Here is a 20448-nt window from a genome sequence, read left to right as displayed (position 1 = left end):
TTTTTTATCTTACAGCGCGATACGAATGACATCGTCAGGCTGGGTAGCTTCCTGCTGGCGAGTCGATTTTTGCTTCACCGTCACGTACAGGGTTTTGCCATCCGCAGAGAGCGCCAGGCTGTTCGGGTAGACCGGCGTGTCGAACGTTTTAGTCACCTTATACGTTTTCGCATCTATCACGCTCACCTTGCCGGCTTCACGGTGCGTCACATAGGCTTCATTGCGGGCTGGGTTAAACAGGACCGCCAGTGACTCAGGCGCGGATATTTTCTCGATCACGCTACCGTCTTTCAGGCTCACCACCAGCACTTCCGGCTGCTTTGAATCGGTCAGGAACGCGCGCTGCCCGGCAGTGTCGAGGCTCAGGTTCAGGTAGAAGTGCTCTTTCCCGTCATCCTGCACTTTTTTACGGCTCAGGATTTTGTTCGTGGCCGTATCAATGGTTAACAACTCGCCGTCCGCATTCGTGGTGTACAGACGTTTCGCCTGCCCATCCAGCGCCAGGCCGGTGCTGTAAGTACCGGTATTGGCAATGGTCTCTTTTAGCTTCAGCGTGGCGCCATCCACCACCCAAATCACGCTCTCTTTACCGACACCGGTGATGTAAATCGTGTTGCTCGCGTCGTCCGCCACCAGCTGGCGCGGCTGCAGCGGTTTGACGGTTTCGCTGCGCTGACGCCCGTCCAGCACCAGCCGCCCTTTTACGTCACCCGTTTTAGCATCAATCGCGGTTACCGCGCCGTTGATCGTATTGCCGAACCACAGCGTTTGGGTTGCATTGTCAATTGTGGCACCAAAGGGCTTGAGATCGCTATGGATCGCCTGCGTCACGTCCAGCGTGACCGGATCAAGACGGTAGACCACTCCGCCCTTATCGGTTTTACGGCTTTGCGAGGTCGCCACCCACAGCGCATTCTCCTGCTGGCTGACCGCCATTTCATACGCCCCTTTGCCCACCGCTTTACGCAGCACCTCTTCGGCGGCATGCACCTGGAACGTCCCGGCAAGCAGTAAAGTGGCAGACAGCAGTGACAGGCTCAGACGCGGTGAGCACAGATGACGTAAAGACATAACAATTCCTTTTCTGAAAAGTGGGGTTTGGGCTGACATCACTTCCGGCAGACAACGTCATGGCATTGCCTTTTGATAATGAGAATAGTAATCATTAATCAGTTGAATGTGGAGTTTTTCTTTCCCGCTTCGCCTTCCATTAACGCAATGTGCGGTTATAGTTTTCAAAACTTTTACAAAACCTTTAACATATATGGACATGTTCCATTTGGTTCGTTTACATACCACAACCGGTTTTATTCATGAAAATCATTTCTGCCCGTAAGGCTTCTCTCCCGCTGCTGCTGGTTCCTGTTATTTTTGCGCCGCTCACCGCAATGAGCGCGGAAGAACAAACCATGATCGTCAGCGCCACGCCGCAAACCGTATCGGAACTCGATACACCGGCAGCGGTCAGCGTCGTTAATGGCGACGACATGCGCCAGGCCGCGCCGCGCATCAACCTGTCTGAATCCCTTGGCAGCGTCCCGGGACTGCAAATCCAGAACCGTCAGAACTATGCCCAGGATCTCCAGCTTTCGATGCGCGGATTTGGCGCTCGCTCAACCTTCGGGGTGCGCGGTATCCGTATGTACGTCGACGGTATCCCTGCCACCATGCCGGACGGACAGGGCCAGACCTCCAACATCGATCTTTCCAGCGTGGAGAGCGTTGAAGTGCTGCGCGGCCCCTTCTCTGCCCTGTACGGCAACGCCTCCGGCGGCCTGATTAACATCAACACCCAAACCGGTCAGCAGCCGCCGACCATTGAAGCCAGCAGCTATTACGGCAGCTACGGTACCTGGCGCTACGGCATGAAAGCCACCGGCGCGATGGGTGATGGCACCCACGCGGGCGATGTGGATTACACCGTTTCCACCACCCGTTTCACCACCAAAGGCTACCGCGACCACAGCGGCGCACGGAAAAACCTCGCTAACGCCAAACTGGGCGTGCGCATTGACGACGTCAGCAAGCTGACGCTGATTTTCAACAGCGTGGACATGAAGGCCAACGATCCGGGCGGGCTGAGCTATCAGGAGTGGCAGAACAATCCGCGTCAGTCTCCGCGCGGCGACCAGTACAACACCCGCAAGACCATCAAGCAGACCCAGGCCGGTCTGCGCTACGATCGCCAGTTCAGCACCCAGGACGACCTGAGCGTGATGATGTACGCCGGTGAGCGTGAAATGACGCAGTACCAGTCGATTCCGTATCAGCCGCAGCTAAAAGCCTCCCATTCTGGCGGCGTGATTGATATGCAGCGCCACTATCAGGGCGTGGATACCCGCTGGACGCACCGCGGCGAGCTGCTGGTACCGGTGACTTTTACCACCGGTCTGAACTATGAAAACCTGAGTGAAGATCGTCGCGGTTACGAGAACTTCGTGATGAGCAATGGCGTGCCGGACTATGGCGTGAAGGGTGATAAGCGTCGAAACGAACGTAACCTGATGTGGAACGTTGACCCTTACCTGCAAACGAGCTGGCAGCTGACGCAGAAACTCTCTGTTGATGCGGGGGTGCGCTACAGTTCGGTCTGGTTTGATTCCAACGACCATTACGTTACGCCGGGCAACGGTGATGACAGCGGTGACGCGAGCTATCATAAATGGCTTCCGGCCGGTTCCGTGAAGTATGCGGTGACGGACGCATGGAACCTCTACGCTGCCGCAGGGCGTGGGTTCGAAACGCCAACCATCAACGAGCTCTCCTATCGCGCCGATAACCAGGGAGGCCTCAACATTGGGCTGCAGCCGTCCACCAACAATACGTATGAAGTGGGCAGCAAAACCCGAATCGGCAACGGCCTGCTGACGGCGGCGCTGTTCCGCACCGATACGGATGACGAGATCGTGGTGGACTCCAGTTCAGGCGGCCGCACAACCTATAAAAATGCCGGGAAAACCCGTCGTCAGGGTGTGGAAGTTTCCCTCGATCAGCAGTTTGCTGAGAACTGGAAGCTGAAGATGGCGTGGACGTACCTGGATGCCACCTACAGGACTAACGTCTGCAGCGACGCAGACTGTAACGGTAACCGGATGCCGGGTATTGCCCGCAATATGGGTTTCGCCTCGTTTGGCTGGCAGCCGGAGGAAGGCTGGTACGCGGGCACGGACGTGCGTTACATGAGCGATATCATGGCCGACGACGAGAATACGGCGAAAGCGCCGTCGTATACGGTGGTCGGGCTGAACACAGGGTACAAATTCAACTACGGCAGCTGGGGCATGGACGTCTTTGGCCGCGTCGATAACCTGTTCGATAAAGAGTACGCGGGCTCGGTTATTGTCAACGAGTCTAACGGTCGTTATTACGAGCCTGCACCTGGCCGTAACTACGGGGTCGGGCTGTCGGTCTCTTATCGCTTCGAGTAAGCTAAAAGAAAAGTTTATTTGATTAATGAAATAACGCTCCTGATGGCAATAAACCATCAGGAGTTATTCACCGGATAAATAATTAGGTGCGAAATATAGTCGCCCTGCTAAATAATCTCTTAGTTAAAATATTGTCGCTGTAAAAGCAAATTCGCTTCATCAATCACCTTATCAATCGCCTTCTGGCAGGCAACAACATCTCTTCTCTCAAGGGCGGAAAGGAGTTCGTCATAGTGATATGTCGAGGCTTTGATATCGTTAAGCTCCTGATGCAGATAGTTCATACAGGGCCCGATGCGCACCCAGAGCTGCTCAATTAATGCATTAAGCGTAGGCATTTCCGCATACTGATACAGCGTAAACCGGAAGACGCGATTCGCATGCAACGCCTGCTGGACGTTCCCGTTGCGCATGGCCTCATGGAAGGCCTCCGACAATTTGCGCAACGCCTCCAGTTTGCTATCAGACATATTCCGACAGGCTGCGGCAACCGCCATTGGCTCAAGCTGTTTTCTTATGGCGTTAATCTCGTTATAGCGCTCCAGCGTAACCTCCGGAACCAGAAATGCCTGCGCGGGCGTAGCGTGTAATGCCCCTGATGACACCAGGCGCAAAAGCGCCTCGCGAACAGGGGTAATACTGGTTCCTAATTTATCGGCAATTTCTTTCGTAATCAGTCGTGCCCCAGGTTTGAGTGAGCCTGTAATTAACGCTCCTTTCAAACTGAGTTCGACTTGCATAGTAAGACTGACCCTTTGGGCTTTTTCTAAGTGATCCAAATCAAGCATGTGGAATTCCTGTAGCTAAAACTTAATGCTATTTTTAAACGCCAGTTTTAATAAAACGGCGCTGGTCCGATATATCCTGTATCGTCATGCCTGGTGGTGGGAAGTACGTAAAAACAGCAAAAAAAGCAAATTTTGTTTTTTTATCGTTTTCGGGCTCATCCGGGATGATGGCGCGAAAAGCTATGTCCAGTAATTAAAGACAATATATCGTATCTTCACAAATAAATATGGCGGGAAACCCCGCCATATTGCTGTTTATTTATTGTCACTCGCGACGCGAATCACGACTTTGCCGAAGTTTCGTCCTTCCAGCAGGCCAATCAGCGCCTCGGGGGCGTTCTCCAGCCCGTCCGTTACCTGTTCGCGATAGTGGATTTTCCCCTCCTGCACCCAGCGCCCCATCTCTTCCTGGAACTCCTTAATGCGGTGCCCGTAATCCTGTCCGATGATAAAGCCCTGCATACGAATGCGTTTCTTCAGGATGGTCGCCATCAGAAGCGGCAGGCGATCCGGCCCCTCGGGCAAGCCCGTCGTATTGTAGCCGCTTACCAGACCGCATACCGGCACGCGCGCGGAGGTATTGAGTAACGGCAGCACGGCGTCAAATACTTTTCCGCCAACGTTTTCATAATAGACATCAATTCCTTTCGGGCAGGCGTGCTTCAGCTGGTCGGCAAAATCGGCCGCGTGATGATCCAGACACAGGTCAAACCCGAGAACCTCAACGGCATGGCGGCATTTCTCTGCGCCACCGGCCACACCAACCACCCGACAACCCTTGATTTTGCCGATCTGCCCGACGGTCGCGCCAACCGGACCGGTTGCCGCAGCCACCACCAGCGTTTCACCGGCTTTCGGTTGCCCGATATCCAGCAGCCCCATATAGGCGGTAAAGCCCGGCATACCCAGTACGCCCAGCGACCAGGAAGGATGAGACGGATTTTCGCCCAGCTTCACCAGGCCGCTGCCGTCCGAGAGTTCATACTCCTGCCAGCCGCTGTAGCCCAGCACCCATTCACCCGGTTTGAAATCGGGATGATTTGACTGCTCAACCCGGCTGACCGTTCCCCCCACCATCACCGCACCCAGCTCAACCGGCGGTGAATAGGATGGCGCATCGCTCATGCGCCCCCGCATGTACGGGTCCAGCGACAGCCAGACGGTACGAAGCAAAAGCTGCCCCTCAACAGGGGCTGGAACAGGCTGCGTTTCCAGACGAAAATTTTCCGCCACCGGCGCGCCCTGAGGACGAGAGGCCAGCACCCAGCGGCGATTTTGCGAAACAGGTTGATTCATCAGGATCTCCTTCTGGTACAAATGTTATTACAGCCTGGCTCACGATCGGCGTTATCGCATTAGCATTACGAGCCGGACTGGTTAAGCCGTACAACCAGATAGATGCAGGTTTCATTCGTTTCGTTGATGAACCGGCAGTCATTTGGCGGCCCCAGCTCGAGACAATCTCCGGCGTGCATTTCATGGCGAGTGTCGCCCTCCTGAAACACCAGCTCACCGGACTGGAGCCAGATAAGCTGACGCGCCAGCGCGTAAGAAGAGGCAGGCATCGGAACATCGCTGCCCGCAGGCAGTTCAACCTGAACAAGGTCGATGGGCAGATCGGTGCGGGGAGAAACATGGCGGCGCAGGTAGTGCGTCTGCGGATCGCGCCAGACGGGCTGGTTTGCAAGGCGCAGCAGCTTGCCTTCCTGCATCTCGGCCCGGGCAATCAGCGTGGACATGCTGATGCCAAACGCGCCCGACAGGCGGGCAAGCAAGGTGGCCGTCGGGCTACTGTCCCCGCGCTCGATTTTATGGATCATGGCGCGGGAGACGCCTGCCCGGTCGGCCAGCTCGCTCAGGGACCACCCGCGAGACTCACGCTCCAGGCGAATTCTTGCGCTAATCCGTTGATTCATCGTGTCTGTTATGGTGTTCATGACGTCATACTATAGTGAATGAAGAGCATTTCAATGGGCTTTTGATAACAAAAAAATATGGCTTATGCCGTAGCGTTCGAGCTATACGGTTGTGTAATATCGTAGCCACAACGTAACACTATAGTGAACAACACACAGAGGTTTAATCATGATCGTTCGTCATGCCTGCAAAGAAGACTGCGCTGCGATAGGAGAGATTTACAACCACGCGGTGCTGCATACTGCCGCGATCTGGAACGATAAAACCGTCGATACCGATAACCGAATCGCCTGGTTTGAGGCACGCACTCTCGCGGGTTACCCGGTTCTGGTAAGCGAAGAGGACGGCGTGATTACCGGCTACGCCTCTTTCGGCGACTGGCGCGCCTTCGACGGTTTTCGTCATACGGTTGAGCACTCGGTCTACATCCACCCGGAACATCAGGGAAAAGGCATTGGCCGCACGCTGATGATCGCGCTGATAAACGAGGCCCGTGCCATCGGTAAACACGTGATGGTGGCCGGGATTGAAGCGCAAAACCATGCCTCGATTCACCTCCACGAGACGCTCGGCTTTGTCACCACGGGGCAGATGCCGCAGGTGGGAACCAAGTTTGGCCGCTGGCTGGACTTAACCTTTATGCAGCTGCAGCTGGACGAGCGCAGCGAACCGGACGCAATCCCATGAATCAGTCGCTGACGCTGGCGTTTCTGGTGGCGGCGGGAATTGGTCTGGTGGTGCAAAACACCTTGATGGTGCGTATCACCCAGTCCTCCTCCACCATTCTCATCGCGATGCTGCTGAACTCCCTGGTCGGCATTGTGCTGTTTGTCAGCATTCTGCTGCTGAAACAGGGCGTCGCCGGATTCAGCGAGCTGGCCGCAACGGTTCGCTGGTGGACGCTTATCCCGGGGCTGCTGGGGTCGTTTTTCGTGTTTGCCAGCATCAGCGGATATCAGAACGTTGGCGCGGCGACGACCATCGCCGTGCTGGTAGCAAGCCAGCTGATTGGCGGGCTGGTGATGGACGTGCTGAGGAGCAATGGCATTCCGCTGCGCGCCCTGATTGGCCCGGTGTGCGGCGCGGTGATGCTGGTGGTCGGGGCATGGCTGGTGGCGCGACGCCAGTTTTGATCGCTAAAGTATGGTGCCGCCTTTCGTCAGCTGTTCCTCACGCGCTTCCATCTCCTCTTTATGCTGCTTACCGTGGTGCGAAATCGCGGTGCGCAGACGCTGCTGCTGGGTATAGCGATCTTCACGACTGAGTTCAGCATCATCGCTTAATTCGATCAGCAGTTCATTCATGTGGGTAATCACGCTCTCTTCGATGGCGGCATCGACGCGGGCGATAATTTCATTTAAATGTGACATTGTCACTCCTTGTTATGTGCCCGGTGGCGCAGCGCCACCGGGCAAACGATCAGTTCAGCTTCGCCTTAGAGAAATCGCTGCCCATCAGGCTCACGCTGTATCCGGTCACGTTGCTGCGGGTCGCGTAGAACGTTTTCCCGTTGGCCAGCGCGATCCACGGCGCCTGCTGGTAGAAAATCTCCTGCGCCTGGCCGTAAAGTTTCGCGCGCTCGGCCGGGTTACTGGTCAGCTTCGCTTTTTGCACCAGGGCATCATACCCCTTATCGCACCAGCGCGCGGCGTTTGAGCCGGTTTTAATGCTGTTGCAGCCGAGCAACACATCGGCGAAGTTGTCCGGGTCGCCGTTATCGGACATCCAGCCAAACAGCGCGGAGTCATGTTCGCCTTTACGCATTCCGGAGAGATATTCACCCCACTCGTAAGAGACAATTTTGGCTTTAACGCCGACTTTAGCCCAGTCGCTCTGGATCATCTCTGCGATACGACGCGAGTTCGGATTATAAGGACGCTGAACCGGCATTGACCACAGCGTGACTTCCGCGCCCTTCTCAAGACCCGCCTGCTTCAGCAGGGCTTTCGCTTTTTCAGGATCGTAGCTGTAGTCCTTCAGGTCTTTATTGAAGCCCAGCATATTTGGCGGGATCGGCGATTTTGCCACCGTGCCCGATCCCATAAAGACCGCATTAACGATGGCCTTCTTGTCGGTCGCGTAGTTAAGCGCCTGACGCACCAGCACGTTATCGAACGGTTTTTTCTCTGTGTTGAACGCCAGATAACCGACGTTCAGCGCATCGACCGAGTGCAGCGTCAGGTCTTTGTTGTTCTTAATGGCATCAAACTGAACCGGGGATGGCGCAGGAATAATCTGGCACTCGTTGGTCTGCAGCTTCGCCAGGCGGGTTTCTACATTTGGCGTGATGGAGAAGATGAGATGCTTCGTCGGCACTTCGCCTTCCCAGTAGTTCGGGTTCGCGACGTAGCGGATCAGCGAATCTACATTATACTGCTGCAGGACGTACGGCCCGGTACCAATCGGCCAGGTGTCTACGTTTTCAGGCGTGCCTTTTTTCAGCATCGCGTCGGCGTATTCGGCGGAGAGAATGGAGGCGAAATCCATCCCCCAGTCGGCCAGAAACGCGGCGTTGGGTTCGCTGAGGGTGAACTGAACGTGATAATCGTCGACCTTTTTAACGTCCTGGATCAGCTTATCGAGACCCACATCGTTAAAGTATTCGTAGTTGCCCTGCGACACGTTGTGATACGGGTGTTTAGGGTCTTTCTGACGCATGACCGAGAAAATAACGTCATCGGCGTTAAAGTCGCGCGTCGGTTTGAAATATTTATTGCTGTTGAACTTCACCCCTTTGCGCAAGGCAAAGGTATAAGTCTTGCCGTCCGGCGAGATTGTCCAGGACTCTGCCAGCGACGGCACCGGGGTGTTTTTCACCGGGTCGAAATTGATCAGGCGGTTGTACAGTACCTGAGAACTGGCCACAAAAGACGGGCCAGAGCTGGCGATTTGCGGGTTGAAGGACTCGGGGGACGCTTCAGAACAGTAAATAAGGGTGTCGTTGTTTGCCGCCCATGCGGCACCGGCTGGTAACAGCGCGCTCAGCGCAAGAGCGAGCAGTGTTTTCCCTGTAGACATGGTTATAACCCTGACAGTTTTATTATATAGGACAGTAATAACAGCACAGGCGTTTTGACCTGGCAAATAACGAAACACTATCAGGTTATTCTAAAGCCGCGTTTTTTGCTGTTTTAACCGCCAGCGCCCAAAAAGATGATTTGCCTTAAGTGCCATTATTCGTCAAGCACAACCGTCACTTTCTATGCCGCAAGAAATCGGCCCTTTTAGCGTCTCTTCCCCCGTTTGGTTGCTTCCTCGTTTCGTTAAAGTAACGGTGTGAAGAAGTATATGGGATCAAATCGTGGCAAAAACTCTTTTACGCAGCGGTAACCTGGATGACTTTCAGGCCGTTGGCGGCGGCGGACAAGCCGTTTTTGAATCAGCGTTACAAATCCGGGAAGCGCTCCGGTTGCGCAAACAACAGGCCATCGTCGACTGTCTGGCGATTCCTCAGGTCAACGACAGCGGTGACCGCGTGGACTGGTATTCCCCCGTTGAAGGGAGCGTAACCAGCTGGAAAGCGGCAGATGAAGATGACCGCTATCGCGCCTTGCGCTATCTGGAAAACACGCTCGCCAGCGTTGAGTCGTTAAGCAAGAAATGCCTCCAGTCCCCCAAAACCGCGCAGCAGCTTTTTGGCTCTCTGCTGTCAAAGGCGTTTCAGTTCCCGGGTGAAAACTTCCTCTTCCTGGTGGACGGAAAGCCTGTCATCAGCTTCTGGGGCTTTGTAAACCTGAACGAAAATGCGCGCGACGATGTTCTCGACTGCCTGCGAGAATCGCTGGTCCCTGAGCCTGCCCCCGTTGTGATTGAAGATCCTGAGCCCGAGCCTGAGCCAGAACCGGTTGTAGCCTTTGAACAAGCCGACGAGCCGCTGATCGCCCCTTCCACGGTGGTGCGCATCACGCCGGAAGAGCTGTATGAGCCAAAGCCAGCCCCGGCGGTTGCGCAACCCGCTCAGGAACCTGCTCTGCCGATCGTCGCGAAAAAACGTCGTGTTCCCCTGTGGACGCTGCCGGTTGCCGTCGCGATCGTTGCCGCCATTGCCGCACCGCTGCTGTGGCCAAAACAGTCGCCTTCCGCTGAGCCCACACCGGCGCCCGCACCAGAACCCGTCGAGATTGCGCCAAAGCCGATCAAAGCGGTTGAGCCGCTGGGGATGAAACTGCCGCTGCATCAGGCAGAGGTCCTGGCAAACAAAGAAAAAGAGCCTGCTCCGGCGCCTGCGCCACAGCCTGCCCCGGTGGTGATTGTCGCCATCCCGAAAGATGCCATGGTGATGGAAGCGAATCAGGTGAAAGCGGGATCGACGCGTTTCCTGAACGGTACCTGGCGTGCGGTTCTCGACGTGAAAGATCCGGTCACCGGCAAGCCGCCGTCAATGCGCTATCAGATCCAGAACAATAAGGGCTTCGCCCGGGTTGTCCATGGCGACAACGTTGTCTGCCGTGCGGAAGTGTTCTCCGGCCTGCACAGCAACGGCGAGCTGATGATTAAAAGTCGCGGTACTGCCCGCTGCACCGACGGTTCCCGCTACCCGATGCCGGAAGTTGCCTGTAAAGCAGGCGCCAGCGATATCGCTGAATGTCGCGCCCGTTATGATGCCAATACCATCGTTCCACTGACGTTCAAGAAAGCAGGTGCCTGATCCTATGCTGGTAAATCTTTGCGACTATAAACAAAGCGTCACGCTTATTGCCAACAGCGGCGTGCAGTTCCTTGATTTCGGTCTGACGCCGCAGGACACCGCCAGCAACGGGCGCTTCGTACGTAAAACCGCGAACGGCCCGCTTTTGCGACTCGATTTCGACCTGGTTAACGGGCGCTATACCCTGCCGGGAACGAACGGCGGGCAGCCTGAAGTGGTTAAGCCGGAAACCACCATCCCGCTGCATCAGTCCCTGGCGGTGCTGGACGGCGTCTGGCTTCCAGTTCCGTTCCTGCGCTTCAACCCGCCGCGAACCTTTGTTGAGGGGCCGGATAACTGGGCCCGCGTTCAGGTGCGCAGGCTGGATACACCCGACACGGCGGGCAATACGCACCGCGTCACGCTCGCCCTTGACAGCCAGATTGCTGAACACGCCACGTCCGCCCAGTCCCCGGTAGAAAACGACATTCTGAACGGGACCCGTTTCGCGCTGGCCTGGCGAGACAATGAGGTTGAAAGCTTCCTCGACCAGACGTGGATTGACGGCTGGCTGCGCGAGGCATTTACCCAGTATGCCGACGGTGTCGAAAACCGCTCAGAACGAGATCTCCAGCAGGCGATGCGCGGTTTTGAATATCAGGCCCACTGGCTCAACCTGATGACCATGCTCGGTGAACAGCTCACCGTGCCGGAAGTAAAATTTGTAACCCATACGCTCAGCACGCCTGCCATTCCGGTCGATCTGATCCTCGACGTGGGCAATACCCACACCTGCGGCGTTATTATAGAAGACCACGGCGATGCCAACGATGGCCTGCGCCAGACCGCCGAGCTGCAAGTTCGATCGCTAAGCGAGCCGCAGTTCCTCAATGCGCCGCTGTTCACCAGCCGTCTCGAGTTTTCGGAAGCGCGTTTTGGCAAGCAGCACTTCTCGGTCGAAAGCGGTCGCGAAGATGCGTTTGTCTGGCCGTCCATTGTTCGCGTGGGTGATGAAGCCCGCAAGCTGGCGATGCAGCGTCTGGGGACTGAAGGCAACAGCGGCATCTCGAGCCCGCGTCGCTACCTGTGGGATGAAACGCCGGTCGTGCAGGACTGGCGCTTTAGCCAGATGAACAGCAAAACCCAGCGTGAGCCGCTTGCCACCGCGTTTCCGCTGATGAACCTGATGAACGATGACGGCGAGCCGCTCTTCACGCTGCCGCAGGACGAGCGGCTGCCAGTCTTTTCTCCGCAGTACAGCCGCAGCACCCTGATGACCCACATGCTGTGCGAGCTGCTGGCGCAGGCGCTGGGGCAGATCAACAGCGTCGCCACGCGCTTACGTCTGGGATTCCCGGCGTCGCCGCGCCAGCTGCGCACGCTGATCCTGACGCTGCCCTCCGCCATGCCAAAGCAGGAGCGCGAGATTTTCCGTCGCCGCATGTTTGAAGCCATCGCCATCGTCTGGAAAGCGATGGGCTGGCACCCGCAGGATGAGGATTTTGTCACCCGCAAACAGCAGGAAAAAAGCGTGGTGCCGGTACCTGAAATCCAGATGGAGTGGGATGAAGCGAGCTGCGGTCAGCTGGTCTGGCTGTATAACGAAGCCATCTCCCGCTTTGGCGGCCAGACCGAAGCCTTCTTCGCCTCTCTGGCCCGTCCGGACCGCAAGCCTGAGCCGGGTAGCCAGCCGGGCCGCGCGCTGCGCGTCGCGTCCATCGACATCGGCGGTGGCACAACGGATATGGCGATCACCCATTATCAGCTGGACGACGGTTCCGGCAATAACGTCAAAATCACCCCTCAGCTGCTGTTCCGTGAAGGATTTAAGGTCGCGGGCGACGATACGCTTCTGGACGTGATTCAGCGCTACGTGTTGCCCGCGCTGCAAACGCAGCTGCAGAAATCCGGTATTGCTGATGCCTCGCTGCTGATGGCCTCGCTGTTCGGCGACTCCGGGCGTATTGATACCCAGGCCGTACTCCGCCAGCAGACGGCGCTGCAGCTCTTTATGCCGATTGGCCATGCCATTCTTGCCGCGTGGGAATCGAGCGACGTTGACGATCCGCTGGCCGGTCTGCATGCCACCTTTGGCGATCTCCTGCCGCAGAAGCCGACGCGCAACGTGATGAACTACCTGCAGCAGGCGATCGATCATGCCCTGCCTGCGGGCTCTGACGCTTTCGACCTGTTCGCCGTGCCGCTGCACGTCAGCTTCCGCGAAATGCAGGATGCGATGCTGGCCGGGCAGTTTACGCTGGCCTCCCCGCTGCACGCGGTGTGTGAGGCGATTTCACATTACAGCTGCGATATTCTGCTGATCACCGGACGCCCCGGCTGCCTGCCCGGCGTGCAGGCGCTCATTCGACATCTGCAGCCGGTGCCGGTCAACCGCATCGTCTGGCTGGATAAATACCAGGTGCACGAGTGGTATCCGTTCAGCCAGCAGGGGCGCATTGGCAATCCGAAATCGACAGCTGCCGTCGGGGCCATGCTCTGCAGCCTGGCGCTTGACCTGCGCCTGCCGCGCTTCAACTTTAAAGCTGCGGACATTGGCGCGTATTCCACCGTGCGCTATCTGGGCGTGCTGGATAACACCGTCAATACCCTGCGCGAGGAAAACGTCTGGTACCAGGATATCGACCTGGACAAACCCGGCGCGAAGCTTGACGCGCGTCTGCACTTCCCGCTGCGCGGTAACGTGACTCTCGGCTTCCGCCAGTTGGCGAACGCGCGCTGGCCTGCCACGCCGCTCTACACGCTCAGCATCAACTCGGCTGAACTGGCGAAAGCCATTGCCGGTGACGGCGTGCTGAACGTGCGGCTCAGGCTCTGCGGCGGCAGCAAGCAGGAGGGGCCGGAGGCCTTCGAGCTGAGCGATGCCTGGCTGCAGGACGGCACGCCTGTTGCGCCTGACGCATTAACCTTCAAACTGAACACTTTGGCCGATCGCCGACACAGCGGTAGCCACTACTGGATCGACAGCGGGAGCGTATACCTGAAATGACAGCGACGACGACCACCACTCAGGCCTTAATTGGGTGGATTAATGAGACGCGCCTGAACGCCCCTGTGCTGGATAACGATGCCGACGCCCTGCTTGCCCGCATCAACGCGGCGCAGGCGCGGGAGCAGGCCATTGAACGCGCCATGACCCGCCAGAGCAGCGTTGGGCTTTACGGCCATTCGCAGAGCGCGAAAGCGCACCTGCTGTTGTCTCTTTGCGGCAGCGGTAATGGACGCCTGAACGTGACGCCGGGCCAGCGCACCTTTGACTATTTTTCGCATATCAATCCGGGACATGCCCTGACCAACATGGCCGTCCGCTTTACCCGTGAAAACACGGAGGTGGCGGATGAGGCGTTCCCGCTGCGTCTGAGTCTTGTCACCGAGGCCGAACTGGTACAGCTGTTTATTGCCCGTACGACCCTCCATCCACAGATGCGCGCGGTGGATAAAGCGGTCATTGAGACACGTCTGGAGAAGTGGCGTGGGCTGCGCCAGCCGCAGAGCGTGCCCGGCATCACGGCTCAGGAAGTGGGGACGATTGCCCGCTTCTGGCAAAGCACGGTTCCCGCCGCTAAGCAGCAAATTGATGATGCCCTGTGGCATGAGTTTGCCCAACTGGTACCTTCTCTCGATCTCAGCACGCGAGCCAGCGTCTGGTCGCTGCTCTGGGGCGAGCAGCAGGAGTTGACCCAGCAGTGGTTAAAACTGGCCCATGTGCTGCACCAGACCAGCCATGCCGGCGATCTTGCTGCCCCGCTTAGCCTGCTGGTGGACAGCTTTGGGCTGCCGGGTGAAGGATTCCTGACGCACGACGGCGCGTTAGACCTTCAGGACGCGCAGGAGACGCTGCTTCATCCGCTGAATAGCGGTGAAATACTTAACGCCATCAGCATCCCGGTCGACGTGCTGGCATTCCTGACCCGCGAGCTGGTGCTGCCGGTTGAGAACGGGGCTCTGGATAACGTCGATATTATTGATATTCCGGTTTTTGAAGATAACCGTGCCGATCCGCTACGCCAGGCAAAATCCCAGTGGCTTCTTGAACATTACCGTCAACAGCTTCAGCCGGATGTGCTGGTGATTTGCAACACGACGGCACAGCACGAACAGACGGCCAAAAAAGCAAAAGTGTTAATGAACTGGGTGAAGGAGACGCAGCCTGCTGAAGAATCTGCCCTGCCGGGGCTGGTGTGGGCGATCACCCCGCATGACGCCCGCTTTACTACCCGGCAGAATCTCGATGAAGCCGTACAGCATCTGCTCGGAAAGCCGGGTTTACGCTGGGGCACGCTGCAGGCGCTGGACAGCCACAGCATGCAGCGCGTCATCGAATGGCTGTCTCAGGCCACGTTACCCGCGCAGCGACAGAAACGTCTCGGCACGCTGAAAAACGCGCTGCGTCAGGAGCTGTCGGCCCTGATGCAAAGCTATCTGGCACCGCTGGTTGAAGAACCGGGGACAAGACGCGCTCAGGCGGAAAACATGGTGCGCATGCTGCAAAGCAGCGCCGCCCGCCACGGCGAACTGCTTGAAGGCCTGCTGCCGCCTCTGAAAGCCTTTGAAACGCTGCTCGCCGTTCAGCAGCCTCGCGAGGAGCAGGTGAACGGGCTGTTTACGGACACTATTGATCTGTTTGCCGAGAACGCGCAGGAAAGCACTGGCCTGTTCCAGACAAAAGACAAAGCGCGTCTCGCGCACCGAGTCTGGATAAATCATCTGCGCCAGTGGAGCCGCAACGAGGCGACCGCCGCCCGTCTTGGGCTGGATCCTGAGGTGTTACAGCAAATCGCGGATGTGCTGGTCGTCACCAGCTACCGGCTGAATTTGCCTCAACAGCTTCAGCGCATTGTCGAGGCGGATAAAAGTAGCGCGGCACAGCTGCATGCCGTGATGGGCAATTTCGTTGGCTGGCTGGGTTACGACCAAACGCCCGTGGCAACACGTCCGGCAAGCCGCATCCGCAAGGGCCAGGCCATCTTCGTCACGCCGGTGGTCAGCAGCGCCGAGCCTCGTTTGACGCGCCTGGGAGAACAGCCTGTACATGCGGCCACCGCGTACGTGTACGACTGGCTGGTCGCACTCTATAGCCGCGCGATAGAGAACATTGATTACCAGCACCCGCATGATGTTCAGCCGGGTGCGCGTCAGGCTTTGCAGGCGTTATTACGCTGAAGGCTGATTAACAATGTAGCCGCCTCTCTTGCCGGGCGGCGCTGCGCTTACCCGGCCTACATTCTTCATCGTTGTAGACCCGTGCAAGCGTAGCGCCGCTGGGCGAAGTTTTTGCGCTCATCACTCCGTCATACATCCGGCTAAGGCCTGCGCCAGCGCAGACGGATTTTCCCACGACATCGAGTGCCCCGCCGCTGGGATAATTTTCACCTCAACGCCCTTTTGCTTCAGATTATCCACATCGTCATCCGGCAGAGACAGCTCGCCGAAAATCAACGTTACCGGGCAAGGGAGTGACAGGAACTGCGCTTCCCACTCGGGCTCAACGCCCGCCACCAGGCTCGATGCCCCCCGCCAGACCGCATACGGCGCATTATTCTGCAGGCACCCGGCCCACGCTGTTTTTTCTACGCTGAGCATGGCGTCATAACCCTGCTCCAGAAACTGTTGCTCGGTTTGCGCTGCAATAGTCCGGCTGAACATGCCCCCACCCGCGTGGAAATTGGGCTCTGACACCATCAGTCTCTTCACGCGCGACCCCAGCAGCCCCGCCGTTTCGATAGCGATACTGCCGCCCATGCTGTGGCCGTATAACCAGAAGGAATCCAGCTCAAGATGGTCAATCAGTTCCGCGACAACGTGGGCCTGGTCAGTGGTTTTATAGCTGTAGTGCAGAGGCTTATCGCTATAGCCGCTGCCGGGCAAGTCGATGAGAATCGCTCTGCGCGCGCCAAACAGCGGGTCACGAACGACGCGGGGATATTCGTAGGAAGAGGCGCAGCCCAGCCCGTGAATAAACACCACGGGAGCGCCGGTGCCGGGCAGGTCATGCCAGCGCACGGTACAACCGGCCTGCTGCGAGTAAAAACTGTTCATAAGCACTCCTTTTTATGATGCACTGTGTATTTATACAGTCACCTCATCAGGAATGCTATGTTCATCTTTTAAAACTGGAAGCGTGCTTCAGAAAAGCGAGACCAGCAGCGCAACGGGAAAGCTCATTGGCCAGGTTGACCCCACAAGGAAAGCGCTCAGCAGGCGGATACGTTTGCGATCTTTAGAAAGGAACCAGGTGATTAATGCGCAGATGGAAGCCATGATTGCGTAAAAAACCAACATCTTTTGATACAACGTCATTCTGTACACCAGAGCCGAAAAAATAACCGCACGCAATATGCGTCATATGTTGACACAGATCAAGTTTTTTTCGTTACAGAATAACCACTTAAAGATTATGGCTAATAACAATTGAGTATCTTTGGTAACACGTGTGGCGGGCAAGGAGAACGCCTGGCCGCGCATGCGGCCAGGCTGGGAGGATTAGTGTTTGATCATGACATGCCGCACGACCGTATAATCCTCAAGCCCGTAGACCGACATATCCTTCCCGTAGCCCGATAGTTTCATGCCGCCGTGCGGCATTTCGCTCACCAGCATAAAATGGGTATTCACCCAAGTGCAGCCATATTGCAGGAGCGCGCTCAGGCGATGGGCGCGGCCGACGTCTTTGGTCCAGACCGAAGACGCCAGGCCATATTGCGAATCGTTCGCCCAGGCCAACACCTGCGCCTCATCATCAAATTCGGTGACGCTCACCACCGGGCCAAACACCTCACGCTGCACAATGGCATCTTCCTGTTTGGCCCCCGCCAGCAGGGTTGGCTGGAAGTAGTAGCCCGCCCCCTCTTTTTTGCTGCCCCCGGTCACAACGCTGACGTGGCTCAGGGCTTTGGCCTCATCCACCGCTTTGCACACGCGGGATAAATGTGCCGCCGAACTCAGCGGCCCCAGCTCGGTTGATTCGTCCTCGGGTGCGCCCATTTTCAGGCTCGCAACCGCGGCACCCAGTTTTTCCACCAGCGCGGCGTAAATGCCCTTTTGCGCGTAGATACGACAGGCGGCGGTACAGTCCTGCCCGGCGTTGTAGAAGCCAAACGTCCTCACCCCTTCGACGACCGCATCCAGGTCGGCATCATCAAACACGATCACCGGCGCTTTACCGCCCAGCTCCATGTGGGTGCGTTTAATGGAGGACGCCGTATGGCCGATGATATGTTCCCCGGTAGCAATTGAACCGGTCAGCGAGACCATACGGACTTTTTCATGTCCGGTAAGCGGATCGCCGACCGTTTTGCCCCGACCAAACAGCACGTTAAGAACGCCCGCCGGGAAGATATCTTTTGCCAGCTCTCCCAGCTTAAGCGCGGTCAGGGGCGTAATCTCAGAGGGCTTAATCACCACGCAGTTCCCTGCCGCCAGCGCGGGTGCCAGTTTCCAGGCTGCCATCATCAGCGGGTAGTTCCATGGTGCAATAGAGGCAACCACGCCCACCGGGTCGCGGCGGATCATCGACGTATGGCCGTCAAGGTACTCTCCGGCGGCCAGCCCATTAAGGCAGCGGGCGGCCCCGGCAAAGAAACGGAAAACGTCAACCACCGCCGGAATTTCATCACCCAGAGCGCAGTGCAGCGGCTTGCCGCAGTTGAGGGATTCGAGCCGGGCAAACTCCTCGCCGTGGGCTTCAATCGCATCCGCCAGCTTCAGCAGGCTCTCGGCGCGGGTTTTCGGCGTCGTTTGTCCCCACGCCACAAAAGCACGGTCGGCCGCCTGAACCGCCGCGTCGACCTGGGCCGCTGACGCCTCAGCAATCTCCAGCAGCACCTCTCCGGTGGCCGGGTTATAAACCGGCTGTTTCTCACCCTCTCCGGCAACCAGTTCACCGTTTATCAGCAGATGTTTTTGCATAGCATTTTCCTGTTGAATTCACTGTTATTTCCCGCTGCCGGCAATGTTTTCGCCGTCGCGGGTTAGCCACCAGGCTCCCAGAATGGGGATAGTTGTCACCAGCATCACCAGCAGAGCCACGACGTTGGTGACCGGCACGTCGCGCGGACGCCCGAGCTGGTTGAGCAACCACAGCGGTAACGTGCGCTCGTGTCCCGCCGTAAATGTTGTGACGATTATCTCGTCAAACGACAGGGCAAACGCCAGCATACCCCCGGCCAGCAGCGCTGAACCCAGATTGGGCAGCACCACATAGCGGAAGGTTTGCCATCCGTCGGCCCCGAGATCCATCGACGCTTCGACCAGACTCCAGGAGGTGCGCCTGAACCGGGCAATTACGTTGTTAAACACCACCACCACGCAAAAGGTGGCGTGTCCCACCACGATGGTGAAAAAGCCCGGCTCAAGGTCGATCGTTTTGAAGGCCGTCAGCAGCGCCAGGCCGGTGATGATCCCCGGTAACGCAATCGGTAACAGCAGCAGCAGAGAGATCGCATTCTTGCCAAAAAACTCGCTTCGCCACAGCGCCGCTGCAGCAAGCGTGCCAAGCACAAGGGCAATGACGGTGGAAAGCGCGGCAATTTGAAGTGACAACGTCACGGATTCGATAATATCGCCGCGCCCCGCCGCCACGCTAAACCACTTCAGCGTAAGCCCCTGAGGCGGAAAGCTGAAGGCAGCGTCTTCGGTGTTGAAGGCGTAGGTCGCGATAATCAGCAGCGGGAAGTGCAGGAAGATGACGCCTCCCCACGCTGCCACTTTGAGGAACAGCGGTGCGCGTTCAGAGTGCATCGAATGCTCCCAGACGTTTCACGAACGCCAGATAAAGAGAAATCAGCACGATGGGAACCAGCGTGAACGCGGCAGCCATCGGCATATTGCCAATTGCGCCCTGCTGGGAGTAGACCATGTTACCGATGAAGTAGCCCGGCGGCCCCACCAGCTGCGGAACGATAAAATCCCCCAGCGTCAGGGAGAACGTGAAAATTGATCCCGCCGCAATGCCCGGAATGGCCAGCGGCAGAACGACGTAGCGAAAGGTCTGGCGCGGGCGGGCGCCGAGGTCGGCCGAGGCCTGCAGCAGCGAGGCCGGCAGGCGTTCCAGCGCTGCCTGGACGGGCAGGATCATAAACGGCAGCCAGATGTAAACGAAGACCAAAAACCGTCCCAGCCCCGAGGTGGACAAGGTGTTGCCGCCAATCGCCGGGAGCGTCAGGAGTGAGGTCAGAATCGGCTCCAGCCCGAGATGGTTGAGAAACCATTGCGCCACGCCGTCCTTCGCCAGCAGCAGCGTCCAGGCGTAGGCTTTGACGATGTAGCTCGCCCACATCGGCAGCATGACAGCGATATAGAAAAACGCTTTCCACTTGCCGCGGGTGTATCGCGCCATGTACCAGGCCATCGGGAATGCGAGGATGGCGCTGGCAATAGTCACCGCAATCGCCATCGTTAAGGTTCGCAGGATGATGTCATAGTTTGCCGGGTTGAAGAGCGCCTGAATGTTCGCCAGGGTCAGGTCCGGCGTGACCGCCATGGTGAAATCGTCAAAGGTGTAGAAACCTTGCCACAGCAGGGTCAGAAGCGATCCTAAATAGACGATGCCAAACCACATGAGCGGCGCGAGCAGAAGCAGGAACAGGCCGAGCGACGGTTTCCGCCAGAACAGCGCCGTCATTCGGCTGAAGCGGCCGTGCGAGGCGGGAGGATGCGCGACACTCATAGA

17 protein-coding genes are annotated in these 20448 nt (G+C 57.4%); 6 read left to right on the top strand and 11 right to left on the bottom strand.

The genetic code is table 11. The features are described 5' to 3' along the window. Positions 1 to 9: 9 nt before the first annotated feature. A complete protein-coding gene (locus tag USH94_RS04695) occupies positions 10 to 1071 on the bottom strand; it encodes a YncE family protein (RefSeq protein WP_111963663.1) in 1062 nt (353 codons plus the stop codon). A gap of 242 nt (positions 1072 to 1313) precedes the next feature. On the opposite strand from USH94_RS04695, the gene pqqU reads away from it, so the two are divergent. Continuing rightward, a complete protein-coding gene (gene pqqU / locus USH94_RS04690) occupies positions 1314 to 3428 on the top strand; it encodes a TonB-dependent receptor PqqU (RefSeq protein ID WP_111963664.1) in 2115 nt (704 codons plus the stop codon). Between the two features lie 119 nt (positions 3429 to 3547). Here the strand turns inward: pqqU and USH94_RS04685 are convergent, their stop codons facing one another. From USH94_RS04685 to USH94_RS04675, 3 genes are all read right to left on the bottom strand, one after another. Further along, positions 3548 to 4216 carry a GntR family transcriptional regulator gene (locus tag USH94_RS04685; protein ID WP_111963665.1) on the bottom strand — a complete coding sequence of 223 codons (669 nt, stop codon included), beginning with the start codon at positions 4214 to 4216 and terminating at the stop codon, positions 3548 to 3550. 255 nt (positions 4217 to 4471) lie between these two features. Continuing rightward, positions 4472 to 5512: an NADP-dependent oxidoreductase gene (locus tag USH94_RS04680; protein ID WP_111963666.1), complete on the bottom strand. Its 1041-nt coding sequence runs from the start codon at positions 5510 to 5512 to the stop codon at positions 4472 to 4474. Between the two features lie 65 nt (positions 5513 to 5577). Beyond that, entirely contained in the window at positions 5578 to 6153 is a 576-nt protein-coding gene (locus USH94_RS04675) for a helix-turn-helix domain-containing protein (RefSeq protein WP_008501301.1), read from the bottom strand. Positions 6154 to 6301: 148 nt separating this feature from the next. On the opposite strand from USH94_RS04675, the gene USH94_RS04670 reads away from it, so the two are divergent. Together USH94_RS04670 and USH94_RS04665 are read left to right on the top strand one after the other, a co-directional pair. Beyond that, on the top strand, positions 6302 to 6820 hold the full coding sequence (locus USH94_RS04670) for a GNAT family N-acetyltransferase (RefSeq protein ID WP_111963667.1): 519 nt from the start codon (positions 6302 to 6304) through the stop codon (positions 6818 to 6820). Next, positions 6817 to 7266 carry a DMT family transporter gene (locus USH94_RS04665; protein ID WP_032656841.1) on the top strand — a complete coding sequence of 150 codons (450 nt, stop codon included), beginning with the start codon at positions 6817 to 6819 and terminating at the stop codon, positions 7264 to 7266. The genes USH94_RS04670 and USH94_RS04665 overlap by 4 nt, the downstream gene beginning before the upstream one ends. A gap of 3 nt (positions 7267 to 7269) precedes the next feature. On the opposite strand, the gene USH94_RS04660 is transcribed toward USH94_RS04665, so the two are convergent. Both USH94_RS04660 and USH94_RS04655 read right to left on the bottom strand, forming a co-directional pair. Next, complete coding sequence (locus USH94_RS04660; RefSeq protein WP_111963668.1) at positions 7270 to 7503, bottom strand: YdcY family protein; 234 nt, start codon at positions 7501 to 7503, stop codon at positions 7270 to 7272. Positions 7504 to 7552: 49 nt separating this feature from the next. After that, complete coding sequence (locus USH94_RS04655) at positions 7553 to 9151, bottom strand: ABC transporter substrate-binding protein (protein WP_111963669.1); 1599 nt, start codon at positions 9149 to 9151, stop codon at positions 7553 to 7555. 283 nt (positions 9152 to 9434) lie between these two features. Here USH94_RS04655 and USH94_RS04650 point away from each other — a divergent pair, with 283 nt between their 5' ends. From USH94_RS04650 to USH94_RS04640, 3 genes are read left to right on the top strand one after another with little or no spacing between them, the layout of a single operon-like run. Beyond that, positions 9435 to 10781, top strand: coding sequence for an SrfA family protein (locus tag USH94_RS04650; RefSeq protein ID WP_111963670.1), 1347 nt, complete (start codon positions 9435 to 9437; stop codon positions 10779 to 10781). 4 nt (positions 10782 to 10785) lie between these two features. Further along, complete coding sequence (locus tag USH94_RS04645) at positions 10786 to 13767, top strand: virulence factor SrfB (RefSeq protein ID WP_111963671.1); 2982 nt, start codon at positions 10786 to 10788, stop codon at positions 13765 to 13767. Next, positions 13764 to 15941, top strand: a complete 2178-nt coding sequence (locus tag USH94_RS04640) for a virulence factor SrfC family protein (RefSeq protein ID WP_111963672.1) — start codon at positions 13764 to 13766, stop codon at positions 15939 to 15941. Before USH94_RS04645 ends, USH94_RS04640 begins: the two co-directional genes overlap by 4 nt. A 120-nt stretch (positions 15942 to 16061) precedes the next feature. On the opposite strand, the gene USH94_RS04635 is transcribed toward USH94_RS04640, so the two are convergent. From USH94_RS04635 to USH94_RS04615, 5 genes are all read right to left on the bottom strand, one after another. Continuing rightward, positions 16062 to 16817 (bottom strand): alpha/beta fold hydrolase, encoded by a 756-nt coding sequence (locus tag USH94_RS04635; protein WP_111963673.1) that lies wholly within the window; start codon positions 16815 to 16817, stop codon positions 16062 to 16064. Positions 16818 to 16904: 87 nt separating this feature from the next. Next, on the bottom strand, positions 16905 to 17078 hold the full coding sequence (locus USH94_RS04630; protein ID WP_013096478.1) for a GhoT/OrtT family toxin: 174 nt from the start codon (positions 17076 to 17078) through the stop codon (positions 16905 to 16907). Between the two features lie 183 nt (positions 17079 to 17261). Next, positions 17262 to 18686 (bottom strand): aminobutyraldehyde dehydrogenase, encoded by a 1425-nt coding sequence (patD, locus tag USH94_RS04625; RefSeq protein WP_111963674.1) that lies wholly within the window; start codon positions 18684 to 18686, stop codon positions 17262 to 17264. Positions 18687 to 18710: 24 nt separating this feature from the next. Then, entirely contained in the window at positions 18711 to 19517 is an 807-nt protein-coding gene (locus USH94_RS04620; RefSeq protein WP_111963675.1) for an ABC transporter permease, read from the bottom strand. Beyond that, positions 19507 to 20445 (bottom strand): ABC transporter permease, encoded by a 939-nt coding sequence (locus USH94_RS04615; RefSeq protein ID WP_376708929.1) that lies wholly within the window; start codon positions 20443 to 20445, stop codon positions 19507 to 19509. Before USH94_RS04615 ends, USH94_RS04620 begins: the two co-directional genes overlap by 11 nt. Positions 20446 to 20448: the final 3 nt, after the last annotated feature.

Origin of the sequence: Enterobacter sp. 148H3, assembly GCF_034107425.1 — a bacterium.
In the GTDB taxonomy this organism is placed as follows: Bacteria; Pseudomonadota; Gammaproteobacteria; order Enterobacterales; family Enterobacteriaceae; genus Enterobacter; species Enterobacter vonholyi.
This window is presented reverse-complemented; position numbering and strand designations above follow the sequence as displayed.